We start from the raw sequence: 16,567 nt of genomic DNA on the forward strand, positions 1-16,567 counted from the left end.
GATTCAGAATCGCTCCGTATCCCCCGCGTTGGGAGCGAGCTATGATATTGGGGTGTTTCGCCATGTTACACAAGCCAGTGTTCACCCTCCCCGTGGCTCGCTATGCTCCACTTCCCACGATTGCAGTTTCCCCTCTGCCTTGTGCTCGTCGCGCTCTGTCAAACCATTGACAGGAGTGTTGCAGAGGAAGAACCCGCGCCCGCATTCTTTCGCGGTGTGAACTTGAACGGACCGCCGATCACCATCGATGGAAACCCATGGGATGGGAACGATGCACCATGGGTCGAGTGCTCCGATCGGGGATTTGAGAGCCAATCCATTCCGTTAAAACCCGAGATCGATGACGCCCGGGCCAAGATGATTCGAAGCAGTCGATGGGGAGGCAATCGCGTCACATTGAACCAGCTCCCTACCGGCCGATACACGTTGTTCTTATACGTCTGGGAAGACAACAACTCGGAAACCTACAATATCTCGATCGACGGACGCGAAGTCGTCTCTCAATACAAAAGCGGCAGCGCAGGGCACTGGGAAAAATTGGGACCTTGGTTTGTCTCCCCCAAGAACGGAAGTGTCACAGTTTCCAGCAAGGGAGGTGCGGCCAATTTTTCCGGAATCGAGATTTGGAAGGGAGAAGTCGATGGCTTGGAAGCATCGATTTCAGATGAGGATCTCGCGTTCTTTGAAAAGCGAATCCGTCCTCTCCTCGTCGAGAAGTGTTACGAGTGCCACAGCAGTGACTCGGAAGAGCTTGGAGGAAATCTTCTCGTCGATTCTCGCGGGACGATTCGTCGCGGTGGTTCTCTAGGTCCAGCCGTCGTGCCGCGCGATGAGAAGAAGAGCTTGCTCCTCCAAGCAGTCCGCTACCAAGACGACTTGCAAATGCCTCCGGACGAAAAGCTGTCAAAGGAACAGATTGCAGATCTCGCGCATTGGATTCGCATCGGTGCTCCCGATCCGCGCGCGGCGGTCACCAAGCACGCGGGAAAGAAAGTCGATTTAGAATCGGCTCGTCAATTTTGGTCGCTGCGTCCTCTTGAAAAACCACAGGTCCCTTCGGTGCAGCAGCCGGAGTGGCCTGTCACCGAGATCGACCGTTTCATTCTTCGATCGCTCGAATCGAAAGAGTTAAATCCAGCTCCCCTCGCCGACAAACGAACGCTTCTGCGAAGAGCGACGTACGACCTTACCGGTCTGCCTCCTACGCAATCTGAACTCGAAGCGTTTCTCCAAGACGAATCCGCAGAGGCCTTTGCGACCGTGGTCGATCGATTGCTCGAATCGCCACAATACGGCATCCGATGGGGAAGGCATTGGCTGGATGTCGTTCGCTACTCCGATACCGCTGGGGACAACTCGGATTTCCCAATCCCTCAAATGGCGCGCTATCGAGACTGGGTCATCGAAGCGTTCAACCGAGATTTACCTTACGATGAATTCGTACGGGATCAGATCGCTGGCGATCTTCGCGGTGGCGAAAACGAAACGGAGCGCCAGTCCCGTATCGTCGCCACGGGTTACTTGGCGAACTCGCGACGTTTCGGCTCGCGAGTCGATGACTATCCTTGGCACTTAACGATCGAAGACACCATCGATAATCTCGGTCGAGCTTTTCTCGGTATCACGATCAACTGCGCTCGCTGTCACGATCACAAATTCGATCCGATCACCGCGCAGGACTACTACGGTCTTTATGGAATCTTTGCCAGCACGCAGTACCCGTGGCCAGGTATCGAACTCGATCAAAAACAACGAGACTTCATCCCGCTCGTCCCAATATCCGAGCTTGCAGTTGCCATGAGCAAGCAGTCGGAGCGAGACAAGGAATTGGCTAGGCTCCGCGAACAAGTCCAGAAACGGAAGAAGGAGTTGGAGAAGGCAAACAAAGAGCAAAAGGCGATAGCGGAAAAGGCATTCCGGGACGCAGAACAGGAAGCCGCGGCATTCGCCAATCAGCCCCCCCTCTTCGAAACCGCGTATGCGGTGACCGATCAAGAGTCGCCACAGGATGCTGCGGTCCAATTCAAAGGGGAACCCACCAAACCTGGCGATATCGTCCGGCGGAGATTTCCAATCGTACTTGGGGGCGGAGATCTGCCGACGGAATGCCGCGAAAGCGGGCGTCGAGAACTCGCCGAATGGATCGTATCCGATAGCAATCCGCTTACGGCGCGCGTGATCGCCAACCGTGTGTGGCAATACCATTTCGGACGGGGGATCGTCCCAACACCGAATGACTTTGGAAAGCAAGGCAAACCTCCGACCCACCCCGAGCTTCTCGATTATCTCGCGTGCAGGCTGAAGGAGCATGGTTGGTCGATCAAGCAATTGCATCGAGACATCATGCTCTCTCGCGTCTACCAACTATCGAGCTTTCGCGATGCCAAGGCGATGGACTTGGACCCCAGCAACGAATTTCTCGCCGGGTTTCGACGCCAACGACTCGATGCCGAATCCATTCGCGACACGCTGCTCCACCTCGGAGGGAATCTGAATCTGACGCCCGCAGCACCCCATCCCTTCCCACCTCCTTCGAGCTGGAAGTACACGCAGCACAATCCGTTCAAAGCTGTTTACGAATCGGTACACCGAAGCGTTTATCTCATGACGCAACGAATCCAACGCCATCCCTTTCTCGCGACATTCGACGGGGCGGATCCTTCGACAAGCACTGGTTCGCGTTCGTCTACCACGACCCCGATCCAAGCTCTGACGCTTCTGAACGACCCACTCGTGCATCAGCAAGCCGAGCGTATTGCTCAACGCATCTTGGAACATGCACCGGAACAACAGAGCCGAATTCGGTTTGCCTACCAACACATCCTAGGTCGCCCCGCATCGGAGGATGAAATGGACGCGTCGAGTCGGTTGCTCCTGGCAGCCGCACACGCGGCGCGCGAAGCAGGTGGTTCGGAGAACGATTCACAGCGCGAAGCGTGGTTCGCCCTGGTGCGCGCCATGCTCCGTCTCAATGAATTCGTTTATATCGATTAAGGAATCCAGCAGCATGGCCCAGTTCCCAACTCCATCTTTTCTCTCTTCCCGTCGGGCTGTCTTTCGTTCGCTGTTCGGAGCCTCGCTCATCATGCCGGGAATGCTCGGGGAGCTGCTGGCCGATGGGTCGCCGTCGGCGCCCCCCATCCCGGGGACCGATCCCCTCACCCCGAAAACTCCTCACTTTCCTCCCAAGGCCAAGCGGGTCATCTTTGTCTTTTCCAATGGGGGTGCCTCCCATATGGATACCTTCGATTACAAGCCCGAGTTGTTCAAGGCGGATGGAAAAAAGAAAGGGGTCGGAGGTGGACTATCCAATCAGGAACGGGTTCTCCTCAGGCCGCTATGGGATTTCAAACCTGGAGGAGAGTGCGGCACGCTGGTCAGCGATTTGTTTCCCAACGTCCGCGAGTTGATGGACGACATCTGCGTGATTCGTTCCATGAATGGGAACGACAACGAACATTACAATGCGACGTTGGGCATGCATACCGGCTCTTTTTTCTTTTCGCGGCCGAGCATCGGCTCCTGGGTGAGTTATGGTCTCGGCACCGAGAATCAAAATCTCCCTTCCTTCATCGCGCTCGCCCCGCAAATGCCCTATGCAGGCACGCAGATTTTCAACAATGATTTCTTGCCAGCCTATCACCAAGGTGTTCGAGTGCTAGGTGGGAGTGAACCCATCCCGAACTTGGCTCCGCGCACACCGTCGCAACGGATACAACAGTTGGAGCTGGACTTTGCTGACGCGCTCAACAATAAGCACCTTAGCGAACGAGTGAACGACACCGATCTCTCCGCGCGCATTCGCAGCTTTGAAACAGCCTTTCATATGCAAAGCGATGCACCCGATGCCTTCGATATCTCGAAAGAGGATGCTCGCACATTGGAGTTGTATGGAGTTTCGAAAGATACCAACGAAGGGTTCGGATGGATGTGCTTAGTTGCTCGGCGAATGGCGGAACGGGGTGTTCGCTTCATTGAATTGGTCGATGGAAGCAGCAGCCACAATTGGGATCAACATGGAGACATGGCCGAGCACGCTCAACATGCGAAGAACATTGATAGGCCACTCGCCGGATTGCTGCGCGATTTGAAAGATCGTGGGATGCTCGACGACACCCTCGTCGTCTGGACAACTGAATTCGGACGCACACCAGGCGTGGATGGCGAAAAGGGACGCGGCCATCATAGCGCGTGCTTCTCCTCCTGGATGGGAGGTGGAGGAATTCGCGGTGGAATGACCTATGGTGCAACAGACGAAATCGGAGCGACCGTTGCCGAGAATGGTGTTCATGTACACGATTTCCACGCCACGATCCTACATTTGCTCGGCATCGATCACACCCGATTGACATATCGCTATGCGGGACGAGATTTCCGCCTCACCGATGTAGCCGGTAAAGTGGTAAATGCCATCCTCGCTTGATCCTCCCACCCGCCCCGGTCGCATCCTCACCTCCTATTGCCCTTTTCTTCCACCGCGAGATTTCATCATGCGAACCTATTCCTGCTTTGTCATCCTTCTCGGGGCCATCGGCAACCTGACCCTGGACTGCCTGGGTACAGGATCTCGGCAGGCGATCGCGCAAGAAGTCCGTTCCGTTGCCGATTGGGAGTCGCGTTTCCCGGGTATCAAAGTCAAATTGGATGCGATGGGATACCTGCAAGCAGCCGACTTGTCCAAATGTCCGTTGTCCGACGCCAAAGGGGCCGGCGACGAGCTGCTGGCATTCTTACCGAAACAGACGAAGCTGCGAAACCTGACACTGAGTGGCCGAGGTATATCCGCAGCGGGATTGGAGCATGTTTCCAAATGCGTGAATCTAGGGGCACTTTCTATCCTTGACGGTTCTATCAACGATGAAGATCTATCGATTCTTCGGACTTTGACCAAGCTGAAAGAACTCTCCTTGGTGCGATTGGAACTTGGCAATCGGTGCTTGGCCCCCTTTGTTAACAATCCATCCCTAACCAAACTTCGCGTCCGAGGAGCAGACGGGGTGACCGATCAAGCCTTCGGTGCGTATTTGCCCAACTTCGCGAACCTCGTGTCGCTGGAGTTGAGCGAGTTGGCGATTGGTGATGCGTCCCTCGACACAATAGCCAAACTGCCCAAGCTGAGCGAATTGAACTTGATGAGAACGCGTGTGACAAGCAATGGCTTGAGGAAGCTCGCAGGGTTACCCCTCAAAAAGCTCAACCTCGACGATATCTCTACCGTGGGTGATGAAGCGATCCCAGCCATCCTCGCCATCCCAACCCTCGAGTTTCTCCACGTTGGCAAAACGAAAATCACCGATCGAGGTGTGGCCAAGTTGAGCGACTTGAAGAATCTTAAAGATCTCCTGATCAATGACACCGCTGTCAGCGAGAAAGCCCTTGCCGAACTTCAAGCCAAACTTCCCGATCTCAAGATCAAATCCAAATAGCCCTTGGGATAGCCATCGAGCCAGCAGCAGATCCCTTTTTGGGTCCCTTTGCGGAGCCGCTTGCAGACCTAATTGCGGGTCGGATTATTGGGAAAGTCCAAACAGAATCATATTGATACCGATTCGGAAGGCATCCTCGCGCACATAGCCTTTGCACTGGATCGAATGCTTGGACTCCATCGCACAACTCAGATCGTTAGGGGAGAAGACCGCGATGATACGTCCGTTCCACTCGAGGGCTTCAATCTCGGGAGGACCTTCCCGCTTGGCGCGACTCAAGTCTCCGGTACCGATATTCGGATCCACCAAGTCGACTTGTGAGAGATCGTAACCATCGAAGCCATTCACTTCGTCCCGAAGCATGAATGTATGTTTCGGGTCCAAGCTTCGCCACTTCGCATCCGGAACCGCCTTGAGAAACTCGTCCCGAACCGATGTTGCGAAATCTTTCGACGCGCAGATTGCGTCCCCGAGAACAAAGCCGCCGTTCTCGAAGTGCTTTCGCAACCCATCCCTTTCGGCGTCTGACAATAGAAACTTGTTTCGACCGTGAATATAAAGCAACGGATACCGTTCGATCGATTCATCGGTCAAAGAGATTAGCGGCGTGTCGCGATCGATAAGCGATTTCGTTTCGCGGTGGTAGACATCGAGAAGATTAACGATCGCCCTGGAAGCATCATCTGCACCTCCGGTATGTTGGATCTTTGGCAGTTTCAAAACCCCTCGGGGCAACGTTTGGTAATTCGAGGGTGCCGCAATGACCTCCACCGCATCCAGCTTCTCTTTCAATTCGCGCCCTGTGGCGTAAGAGGCGAGATTCACTCCGATCTTGACGGCGTTTTCAATATCGGTATCGATCGCAGGGCCATGTTTCTTTGTCTTCCCCCACGGCCGAGCTAATTCCCAGCGGCATGAAAGACTGATCGGGGAATAGATCACACTCGTACGGCAGCAAGCGTCGAGGCCATAAAGCCAAAAATCATCGGGCAATGCGGACGGATCGATCTTCGCCTCGGCAAACCAAACGGGATGGGAAGGTGGTAGTTTGGTGAGGGGTTTTTCGAAGATCTGCTGCATTTCATCTCGAAACGTCGCGTCAAATGCCCGGCCATCGCACCCGTCGCCATGGCAAGCTTCTGCGAAGATCAATCCGCCGTTGTCGACATATTCCTTCAGCAATTGCCGTTGGTCAGGTGTCAATCGAAAGGCCTTCGAGCCGCTTATGTAGAGAACAGGAGTTTCCAAGAGCGAGGCGAGGGTAGCGTTCTTCAGGGTGACGGATTGCCAAGCCAACTCGCGCTTCCAAACTTTTTCAATCTGGCCCGTCAAGTTCTGAACCGCTCTTCGGTGCAACTGCCAGTCACGATCTTCGCTATGACGAAGGTGCCCGAAAACGACTTGCCTTTTTCCCTTGCTTAAAAAGAGCAAAGCCATGGCGGTTGTGGTGGCGGGCGATTGAGCCTCCATTCCCCCACCGTCGATCGAACCCTTCACTTGGGATTGAACCGATACGAGATAGCTCGCTCCCTCACGGTACCAATCGCGTTCGCCAAAAAACCTTTGTCCCGTCAACCGTCCGACCCGTTCGAGCGCGTACAAATAGTAGATATGCCATCCGGTACCCGAAGGATTCTGTTCAACGGAAAAGTTGGCAACGAGCCATGCGAAGCCGAGGGATACGGGATCGCGTTGCATCGCGTCCGCTCCTCCGCCGCAGCAGACAATGCTTCCGTTTTCCACCCGAGCGTCCACATTCTCCGATGCGTCCCGAAGGATGAGCATGGATGCGATGCCCGCGCAAGTCATGCTGCCAGAGGTACCCCGTTCGCTACGGTATCCCCAGCCGGTCCCCGTGTGCCGATTGTTCCAATACTCGTACGCCTTTTCCAAGCAAGCATCCGGGATTTCGACCCCTAATTTGCTTGCTTCCCATAGAGCCAGGACTGCAAATTGGGCATTGGACTCGTCGGACGAACCATCTCCCAAGTGATAGCCCCAACCCCCATCGGAAGCTTGGATCTCGACGAGCGATTCAACATCCTTGCGAATGAGGGCCATATCGCGGGCCGGCTCGGCTGCGCACAACGCCATGCAATGGAGTGCAATCTCGTACGTCTTCGTCGGCCTCGTACGCCGAAGGTAGTCGAGCGCCTTTTTCAGTCGAGGGTCTGAGGGGCGTTCCTGCGCGCTCAGGAGGGCCAACGTGACCATGGCAGAGCTCCCGCAACCGTAACCGGTTTCGTATTCCCTCCAGCCGCCGCGATTCGCGCCGTTGCTTTCTTGTTCCGAGTAGAGGAAATTGACAGCTCGGCGGATCGCTTCTTCGACTTGCGGCGCTGTCACGGTCCTCCGCTGCCCGAAGACATGCGAGGGACTAACCAGCGAAATCGCGAGCACCAGCATCAGCGATAAACAACGGGACAAATGCGTGCTCTCAACCATGGTGTTTTCCTAAGAGAGCATGGATCGGACTTTCGATTCGCTCACCGGGGCGATGATCCCTCTCTCCGTAATGATCGCCGTGATCAACTCCGCCGGCGTCACATCGAATGCTGGATTATAAACCTCAATATCCATGGGAGCGGTTTGCGATCCGAATCCATGGGTGATTTCCATCGACTTGCGCTGCTCGATAGGGATATCGTCCCCAGAGACCAAACTCAAATCGAATGTGCTGGTTGGGGCCGCTACATAAAATGGAATGGAATGGTACTTTGCTAACACAGCGAGGGAGTACGTTCCGATTTTATTGGCTGTGTCACCCCGCGCCGTAATCCGATCCGCTCCAACAATCACCGCTTGCACTCTCCCCTCCCGCATGACTTGGGCTGCCATCGAGTCGCAGATCAGCGTGCACGGAATGCCTCGCTGTTGCAATTCCCAAGCGGTCAGTCGGGCCCCCTGCAACAACGGCCGAGTCTCGTCCGCATAAACCTGCAGCACATGGCCTTGGTCCTGTGCGGTCAGGATCGCCGACAGTGCCGTTCCATACTCTGAGGTCGCCAAGCCGCCTGTGTTGCAATGGGTCAGGACACCTGTCGCATCGCGAAGAAGGGATGCTCCGTAGGCTCCGATCGCATGGCACATTCGGCGATCTTCCTCGTGAATCAACCGCGCTTCGCGAAGGAGAGCACGAGTGAGTTCCGCGGCATCGGATATTCCTTTGTTCCGATCGACGATCCTCCGCATTCGATCCAGCGCCCAAAACAAATTGACGGCAGTCGGCCGGCTCGTGGCCAAATAGTCGCATTGTTTCAAGATTTCCGCAGCAGCACTCGCTAATGGCTTATCCATCACCTGTTGGGAAGCGATGACCACTCCATAGGCCGCCGCGATACCTATCGCGGGAGCGCCCCGCACGCGAAGGGAGACGATCGCCTCGAACAGACTTTCCACATCACGGTAGGGCTGGATCTCCAGCGTCAACGGAAGCTTGGTCTGATCAAGCAACTCCAAATGGCCGTCGATATCTCCTCGCCAAGCTACCGAAAGATACTCGAACGTCGGCGCGATGAGCGAGATCGGTGCATCGGATGGTTCAGAATCGAAGTCGCCGCTCACGAATCGGTCCCTCCGGTCGGTTCCGAATCTGGATCTTCCGAACGAGGCGCAGTCTCTTCGTCCGGAAGCGGCATCGCGAGAAGCTCTTGGGCTCGCTGAAGCAGCTTATCCATGGCAAAAGGTTTATGCATATACTCGTCCGCTCCGAGCATCCTCGCGTAGGCTTGGTGCCGCTCCCCTTCATTTCCTGTCACCATGATGACCCGAACGTTGGAGCGTTTGATGCGTCGGAGATGTTCCAGGACCAGGAACCCACTTCGACCAGGCATCATCATGTCTAGCACCATCAAATCGGGATGGACCACTTCGATCGCGTCGACTCCTTTGTTTCCATCGGAGACATGCGTGACCGTGTAGCCCAAGCCCTCCAAGGCGAATTTGACCGGTTCAGCTACTTCGAAATCGTCGTCGACAATCAAGACTCGTGGAGGACGGTTCTCTCGTCGCCAGGCAGGTTCAATCGGCATAATGAAAGCATTGGGGGAGGGCATTCGAATGAAAATTCGAACTCAAGGAATGCACGCTTTTATACCATCGAAACAAGTCGGCCGAAACCTTGCCAGGAACCTGGAAGCTCGCTTGCATCGAAAAATCGGATTTGCTATCGAACAGATTGCGGAAAAAGCATCGTTTCCCCGTTCCTCCGACGTGCGAGCGTCCCAGATACACCGTGCATTTCCAACGCCGACGCAAGCATTTGTGGCTTCATGAGTCGACGCAGCGAGCGCTGTATCGGTTGGTTCTCGTATTGCTTGGGCTCGTCCCCCTTCTCGCCACTACCAGCTTCGTGGTCCTTTCCAAAACCAGCTGGTATCAGCTTCGGCAAGCGGCGGCATGGCGGGAACGGATCCGCAGCAACATCGGGCTGGATGTGGTTTTTCAGTCCATTGAGCAGCCTTCGCCTCACACGTTCCGAATCCGTGAATTGGTCTGTGCCCATCCTGAAACGCAGACACCCATCCTGCGGGCCGAGCAAGTCGACGGGGTCATGACCACCGAGGGCTGGGCTCTCAAACTGCATGCGGCAGAGATGAAACAGGAGCAATCGAACCTTGCCCTACAGATCTTGCACGACTCATTTTTGTGCCGCCCTCATAATTTGGTGCCGATCCTCAAGGTCTCGATCGATTCGCTGCGTATTCTTCCCTCAACCTTGGCCGGGTCTCCCCATTTGGCCTCGGCACCCAAGCTTGAATCGCTGCACCAGATTCAAATCGAATACACTCCTTCGCTCTCGTTGTCCGACATCAAGATCTTGTTCGGCCTGGAACCGAAAAGTTCGGAGACTCCAGGGTTGGTTCATGTCCGCCGCTACCATGATCCCCAAAACCCCCATACCGATTGGGCGATCGACACGCGCGACTTGGCTATCCCCTGTTCCGCGATCCAACCTTATTTCCCTGTCGTTGAACATGTCGGCCCACTGGCTCTCTTTCGCGGCCAAGTCCGCTGGGAACAGGACGCGCAAGGCTGGCAAAGCACGCTCCATCAAAGCAGGTTTCTAAACACTTCGTGGGCGGCCTTGTCCAACTCGATTGGAGAACCGCTCCAAGGCTTTGGAGATCTCTACATCGAAGAAGCTGTCCTGCGCAATGGGCTCCTCGATCGTGTTCAGGGGGCGATATCGGCAGGCTCCTCCCAAGATGAAACGATCCAGGTCTCTTGGCTGAAACAAACCATGGAACGCTTTGGCTGGTGCTCGCACGATCTCCGACCCTTGCAATCGCCAACCGCCCCCGTGGATTCCATGGAGTTAGCATTCCATCTGGACGGCAATGGACTGCGATGGCGAGGCAATGGCCCCGGCCTCAGCGCGCCTGGGTCTCCCCCTAGCCATTCCCAGATCGGATCGGTGAAGCAGATCCTCCTGGCGACCGATCGGGCCCTTGAATCGAAGGTCACACCCTTGGACGAGATCAGCCAGTGGCTCGCGACAGGCCTCCATTCCAACCCGCCTGCGGAGCTGGTCCAGCGTTGGCATTCCCGGTTGGTATCCCTTCTCCCCACACCGAGCAACGCCGCTCGCTTATCGGGTCTTCCCAGTACCCTGCGGTAGTCTCGACCCTGCGGTAATCTCGACCGTGCGGTAATCTCGCTTCGAAAGGGGTTCGGCCAGAGTCTATACTGGGGCGATGGAACCGGACACGAAACGTAAACCCGAAAGCCTCGATTACACTTTGGCGGCGATTGCCCCGGCCTTCATCATTTCGATGATTGGCTCGCTCGTCTACTTTCTCATCGTGCTCTTCTACCCCGGACAGCAAACAGGTCGGCTGATGTGGGTACTCGGCCTCTATACGTTCGCCTCCGTGCTGATCGCGCGTATCGCCATCGAACAATCCAGAGCTCAGAGCACCGTTTACATGGCCGGATTGGGAGCGGCAACCCTTCTGGTCATCCCTCGGCTTTTCACCGCCAGTGGATCGCTCGCCTTTTTAAGCATTCCTTTCTTGGTATCGATTCTAATACTGATCGCATATCTCGCGGATCGCATTACCTTCGATTGCACCTTGATTCACGAAGGGATCTCCAGCCAAGGCGCTGGCTTACTTCAGTCTATCGGTTTGTTTCGAAAAGACCCTCGTGATTCATTCAGTGAGATCGCACCGACGCAGGGACGTCAACGGAAGCATAATCAAGGGGTCTGGGTTCTCTACTTTTCGCTCCTGGCGATCCCCGTCTTCGGCGCAGGGCAATTTTTCATGAGCCCGATCGCGGATCGAGCGTTTGCAAATCGGATGGTCTTCGTCTATCTCTTTTCGTCTCTGTCTCTGCTGGTGCTCATTGCACTGTTGACGCTTCGCAAAACCCTGCGAGAGCGAAATATTCCGATGGAGATTTCATTCGCAACGCAATGGCTCACGATGGGTGTTGCCGCAGTCGCAGCGTTGGTATTGCTCTTTGCATTCTTACCTCTCCCCAGCCAGCCTTTATGGAATTGGGAACCCCCATTGGAAATCGCCCGTCGCGACGACCTCCTACCCCACCCCCAAGGAATCGGCCAAGACGGCGTCGAAGCCCCCGAAAAACAGGGGCAACAGGGTCAACAGGGTAGAAAACCCCCAGAAGGGGACAAGGTTGACGGTGTTGACAAGGCTGACAAGGTTGACGGCAAAAAAGGGGACGGCGCTGACGAAAAAGGGGACGGCGCTGACGAAAAAGGGGAGGGCGCTGACAGAGGGGAGGGCGCTGACAGAGGGGAGGGCGCTGACAGAGGGGAGGGCGCTGACAGAGGGGAGGGCGCTGACAAAGGGGAGGGCGCTGACAGAGGGGAGGGCGCTGACAGAGGGGGCGGCGAGAGGGAGGGGCCGGCCGATGAGGCCGCGAACCGAAACACTTCGTGGAAAATCAACTGGAACGGGAGCTCGCTCCTCTCTTGGATGCTTCTGTTGATTCTGTTGCTGATTGCCGTGGTTTGGGGGTGGACCCAAAGGCAGGCCATATTGCGCTTTCTCTCCGAGCTATTCGGCCGGAAACCGACAACGAAGGAGCTTGATACCCAACCGGCCTCCGAAGAACCCACAGAAATCGTTGCGCCGTTTTCCACTTACACAAACCCTTTCTCTTCCAGGCAACTCCATCCGGAGCAGATTGTTCGACAAACCTTCCGAGCGTTGATCGCTTGGGGACGGGAACATCGCATTGTTCGAAGTGAGGAAGAAACGCCAGATGAGTTCGTTCGCAGGGTGGCCCGCAAATACTCCGAACAGCAATCGAGTTTGATCCATCTTGGTCATCTCTACGGACGCATCGCCTACGCCAAAAGCCATGTCCATCGAACGGAACTGGAACCGTTACGGGAGCTTTGGGTATGGTGGGAATCCTCAATGCGATAAACATTCCCGTTGCGACGTGCGGAATCGGATACAATCGAGGGTCTCCGAAGCAGCCTTCCTCCCCTGTTCGTTCCGACTCATGAAAACCATCCTTGCCATCGTCGCGTTCTGCCTAACCGTCGTCATCTCCCGTGTTGAAGGGACCGAATCCGACGCTACACGACCCGATAACGATACACGGCCGAATATCGTGTTGATCCTTGCCGATGACCTCGGCATCAACGACTTGCATTGCTACGGCCGAACCGACCATCGCTCCCCCCATCTCGACGCGTTGGCCCGGCAAGGCTTGCGGTACACGAGCGCTTATTGCGGGCTATCGATTTGCTCCGCATCGCGAGCCTCCCTTTTGACTGGCAAGTCCTCGGCTCGATTGCACTTGACCTCTTTCTTGCCCGGCCGAGCCGACAATCCCTCCCAGCGAGTTCTCAATGCCCGCATCCATTCCGCCTTACCTCCCGAAGAACGGACGATAGCCGAAGAGTTGCAGCGAGCCGGATATCGAACCGGCATGTTCGGAAAATGGCACCTTGGAGGTAAAGAGAGCAGCCCGAAAGAACAGGGCTTCGAAGTCGTGGCAGAATTGCCCGGCAAAGGGGAGCTTGACGACGAGACCGGCAACAAGAATGAATTCTTGATCACCCGTCGGGCGGCCGAATTCATTGCGACCAAGTCGGATCAGCCCTACTTTTGCTACATACCCCATCACTCACCCCATATCAAATTGGAGGCGACCGAGGAAGCAAAACAACGGAACACCGACGCATTCAATCCGCTCTACGCCGCGAGCATCGAGTCGCTGGACCGCTCCGTTGGAAAGCTTCTCGAAGCCATCAACACTCAGCCCTCTGAGCGCGAGACGATCATCCTTTTCACCAGCGACAACGGTGGATTGCATGTACGAGAGCTTCATGAGGAACCGATGACCCACAATACACCGTTTCGAGCAGGAAAGGGATATCTTTACGAAGGAGGTCTTCGAATCCCTCTTATCATCGCTTCGACAAAACAATCTGTTGCACCGAATCGTGTCTCGAACGCTCCTGTCTCCTTGATCGACCTGATGCCTACATTCCTCCAAATGGCAGGGGTGAACGTAGGGCAGACGTTAGGACCTTTGGATGGAATCGATCTCGGTTCGCATTGGTTCGCGAACCGGGAGCCCTCTTTGGATCGACCGTTCTTTTGGAATTTCCCACACTACACCAATCAAGGAAGCCGCCCCGCGGCAGCCATTCGCAAAGGGAAGTGGAAAGGAGTCTTGCAGTACGAAGACAACTCGTTCGAGCTTTACGATTTAGAAAAGGACATAGGCGAAGAGACCGATCTTTCGGCATCCATGTCGGACAAAGCGAGGGAGATGCGGGGGGAGTTGGATCGATGGCTTGCTTGGGTCGGAGCGCAGCGATGTGAGCCGAATCCGGAATTTGATCCGAAACAATACGATGGGATTTATGGTCAATTCGATTCCTCCCGATTGAGAGCCAATGCGAGCGCCCAACAAATTGGACAGGATTGGAAAGTGTGGCGCGAGCGGATGGACGAAGCTTCAAAGGGGCATAAGCCGACCTTGAAGACGCCGCAGGGAGCTGTGACGTTGTTCGCCCATCAAGCTGTCCCGCACGGCAAGAAGCTTCGGTACGAACCTGAGCTTCATAAGAATGTGTTGGGATACTGGACCGAAGTCGACGATTGGGCTCACTGGGAACTAAACATTCCTAAGGATGGAATCTACGAGATCGAAGTCCAATGCGGTTGTGGCAGCGGAAACGGTGGCTCGCAAGTCGCGTTGTCGATCGGCGATCAGTCATTCGATTGGGTGGTTCCCGACACGGGTCATTATCAGAACATGGTTTACTTGACGGTTGGAAAGGCGAATCTATCAGCCGGGACTGCAAGGCTGGAGGTTCGGCCGAAGACCAAGTCCAAGATTGCCGTGATGGATATTCGCAAAATCGTCTTGCGTCCAATACCAGTCGAGGGGCGATAGCCTCCGGTTGAGCATTTTCGCATCCATCGGAGTCGGATGGTGTCGACTCAAACTTCTTCATCTGGAGGGCCTGGAAATGGGGTCACAAACGAGACGAAACTTCCTTTCCGTATCGGCAGCTAGCACTGCCGCCGGATCATTGGGTTTCTCAAGATCGTGGTTGCCGAACGTTCGCGCTTCGGAAATGCAAGTGCCGAGCGGCATGGTGCAGTTCCGACCCGAGATCGAACCTCTCGTCCGGTTGTTGGAAGACACACCGCGGCAAAACATCGTGGAAACGGTGATGACGAGAATTCGAGATGGCGTCAGTTACCAGGAATGGCTTGCTGCACTGTTTTTAGCCGGGATTCGGAATGTGCAACCCAGACCAGCCGTGGGATTCAAATTTCACTCTGTTTTGGTAGTGCATGCGGCCCATCAAGCTTCCATGGCCGCGGTCGACCAGCAGAGATGGCTCCCCTTGCTCTGGTCGATCGATTACTTCAAGAGCGCGCAAGCCACGGACGTTTCCGAAGGGAATTGGACGATGGCTGCGGTCGACGAGTCCCGCGTTCCCGAGGCGCATCAAGCCTACGCGAAGCTCGACGAAGCCATGGCGAAGTGGGATGTGGAGCAGGCGGATGCAGCTGCGGCCGCTGCATCGCGCGTGCTGTCCACAAGCACCTTGCTCGACCTCTTGGCCAAACATGCGGCTCGCGATTTTCGGAGCATCGGCCATAAAAGCATCTACGTCGCAGGGGCCTTTCGAACCCTTTCCGTGATCGGTTGGGAACACTCGGAACCGGTGATTCGCTCGCTGGCCTACGCAATCTTGAATCATACTGGCGAGCCCAATCCATCCACAATCGATGCGGAAGTCGATCGCGCGGGCCGCTTCAACTGGGAGCTCGTTCCCTCTATCACGAAGCAATGGAGTTACGGCAAACGAGATCCGCAGGCCACGGTGCGCGTCTTGGAAGGGCTTCGAACCCTCACCCCGACCGGCGCCTCGCAGATGGTCAAGGAAATGTTGAACGATGGGGTGCACCCAAGTTCGATTTATGACGGCATCTTCGTGGCCTCCTCGGAATTGGTAACCCGGCAACCTGCTATTGTCCCTTTGCATGCTGTCACGACGAGCAATGCCATGCACTACTTGTATCAACATGTCCAAGACGATTCGCTCCGATGCTGGCTGCTTCTTCAAAATGCGTCCTTCTTAGCTCACTTCCGAGAGGCTGCCAAAGCGCGAGGTGATCTGCAAGAAGGGCGTATCGAGGCGTTCCGGGATGCCCTCGCTGGGCAGGATGGAACTCCAGGAATCGATTCGATCTTTCAGACGATTCGGGAGAATCGCAAGGACGCGGCGGAGAAGACACTGCAGTTTCTCACGAGCGGGGGATCTGCGACCGAATTGGTTCGCAAATCGAGAGAGTTCGTATTCCTCAAAGGGACCGATTCCCACGATTACAAGTTCAGCTCGGCTTGCCTCGAGGATTATCAATCCATTGCACCGCAGTGGCGCGATCTGTATTTGGCGGGTTGCACCTACCTGCTGCATGGTGACCGTGAAAAGACGACTCCCTTGGCGCGCCGCGTCATGGAACTCTCCTCGTCGTCATGATGGGGCGCTCGGAGTTGTGGTTGCACGCAGGTTGACGGAATGAACAAGGCGACTTAGTCTGGAGAGCGAACTCTACCTCTCCCGGAGTCCATGGATCATTCTTAGAATCAGACGCTACCGTTCCGCCATTATTCGCATTAAACGCGAG

10 protein-coding genes are annotated in these 16,567 nt (G+C 55.5%); 7 read left to right on the forward strand and 3 right to left on the reverse strand.

The genetic code is table 11. The annotated features are described in order from the left end of the window. Nucleotides 1-102 precede the first annotated feature (102 nt). The 3 genes from SH467x_RS08735 (at nucleotide 103) to SH467x_RS08745 (ending at nucleotide 5,426) form a co-directional block, all read left to right on the forward strand. Complete coding sequence (locus SH467x_RS08735) at nucleotides 103-2,994, forward strand: PSD1 and planctomycete cytochrome C domain-containing protein (protein ID WP_482370886.1); 2,892 nt, start codon at nucleotides 103-105, stop codon at nucleotides 2,992-2,994. A gap of 13 nt (nucleotides 2,995-3,007) precedes the next feature. Beyond that, nucleotides 3,008-4,423 (forward strand): DUF1501 domain-containing protein, encoded by a 1,416-nt coding sequence (locus SH467x_RS08740; RefSeq protein WP_482370887.1) that lies wholly within the window; start codon nucleotides 3,008-3,010, stop codon nucleotides 4,421-4,423. A 67-nt stretch (nucleotides 4,424-4,490) separates the two neighbouring features. Further along, nucleotides 4,491-5,426, forward strand: a complete 936-nt coding sequence (locus tag SH467x_RS08745; protein ID WP_482370888.1) for a leucine-rich repeat domain-containing protein — start codon at nucleotides 4,491-4,493, stop codon at nucleotides 5,424-5,426. Between the two features lie 84 nt (nucleotides 5,427-5,510). On the opposite strand, the gene SH467x_RS08750 is transcribed toward SH467x_RS08745, so the two are convergent. Genes SH467x_RS08750 through SH467x_RS08760 form a run of 3 tightly spaced genes read right to left on the reverse strand, consistent with a single transcriptional unit; the run spans nucleotide 5,511 to nucleotide 9,457 of the window. Next, nucleotides 5,511-7,871 (reverse strand): DUF4159 domain-containing protein, encoded by a 2,361-nt coding sequence (locus SH467x_RS08750; RefSeq protein WP_482370889.1) that lies wholly within the window; start codon nucleotides 7,869-7,871, stop codon nucleotides 5,511-5,513. 9 nt (nucleotides 7,872-7,880) lie between these two features. Continuing rightward, entirely contained in the window at nucleotides 7,881-8,942 is a 1,062-nt protein-coding gene (gene mtnA, locus SH467x_RS08755) for an S-methyl-5-thioribose-1-phosphate isomerase (RefSeq protein WP_482371356.1), read from the reverse strand. 44 nt (nucleotides 8,943-8,986) lie between these two features. After that, nucleotides 8,987-9,457, reverse strand: coding sequence for a response regulator transcription factor (locus SH467x_RS08760; RefSeq protein ID WP_482370890.1), 471 nt, complete (start codon nucleotides 9,455-9,457; stop codon nucleotides 8,987-8,989). Nucleotides 9,458-9,660: 203 nt separating this feature from the next. Between SH467x_RS08760 and SH467x_RS08765 the strand changes: the two genes are divergently transcribed. The 4 genes from SH467x_RS08765 (at nucleotide 9,661) to SH467x_RS08780 (ending at nucleotide 16,419) form a co-directional block, all read left to right on the forward strand. Continuing rightward, nucleotides 9,661-11,046 carry a hypothetical protein gene (locus SH467x_RS08765; RefSeq protein ID WP_482370891.1) on the forward strand — a complete coding sequence of 462 codons (1,386 nt, stop codon included), beginning with the start codon at nucleotides 9,661-9,663 and terminating at the stop codon, nucleotides 11,044-11,046. 76 nt (nucleotides 11,047-11,122) lie between these two features. Continuing rightward, a complete protein-coding gene (locus SH467x_RS08770; protein ID WP_482370892.1) occupies nucleotides 11,123-12,826 on the forward strand; it encodes a DUF4129 domain-containing protein in 1,704 nt (567 codons plus the stop codon). Nucleotides 12,827-12,905: 79 nt separating this feature from the next. Beyond that, nucleotides 12,906-14,816, forward strand: coding sequence for a sulfatase (locus SH467x_RS08775; protein ID WP_482370893.1), 1,911 nt, complete (start codon nucleotides 12,906-12,908; stop codon nucleotides 14,814-14,816). Nucleotides 14,817-14,976: 160 nt separating this feature from the next. Further along, on the forward strand, nucleotides 14,977-16,419 hold the full coding sequence (locus tag SH467x_RS08780) for a hypothetical protein (RefSeq protein ID WP_482370894.1): 1,443 nt from the start codon (nucleotides 14,977-14,979) through the stop codon (nucleotides 16,417-16,419). Nucleotides 16,420-16,567 lie beyond the last annotated feature (148 nt).

This window comes from Brakhagea slesvicensis, assembly GCF_052161625.1.
GTDB lineage: Bacteria > Planctomycetota > Planctomycetia > Pirellulales > Pirellulaceae > JBKCUI01.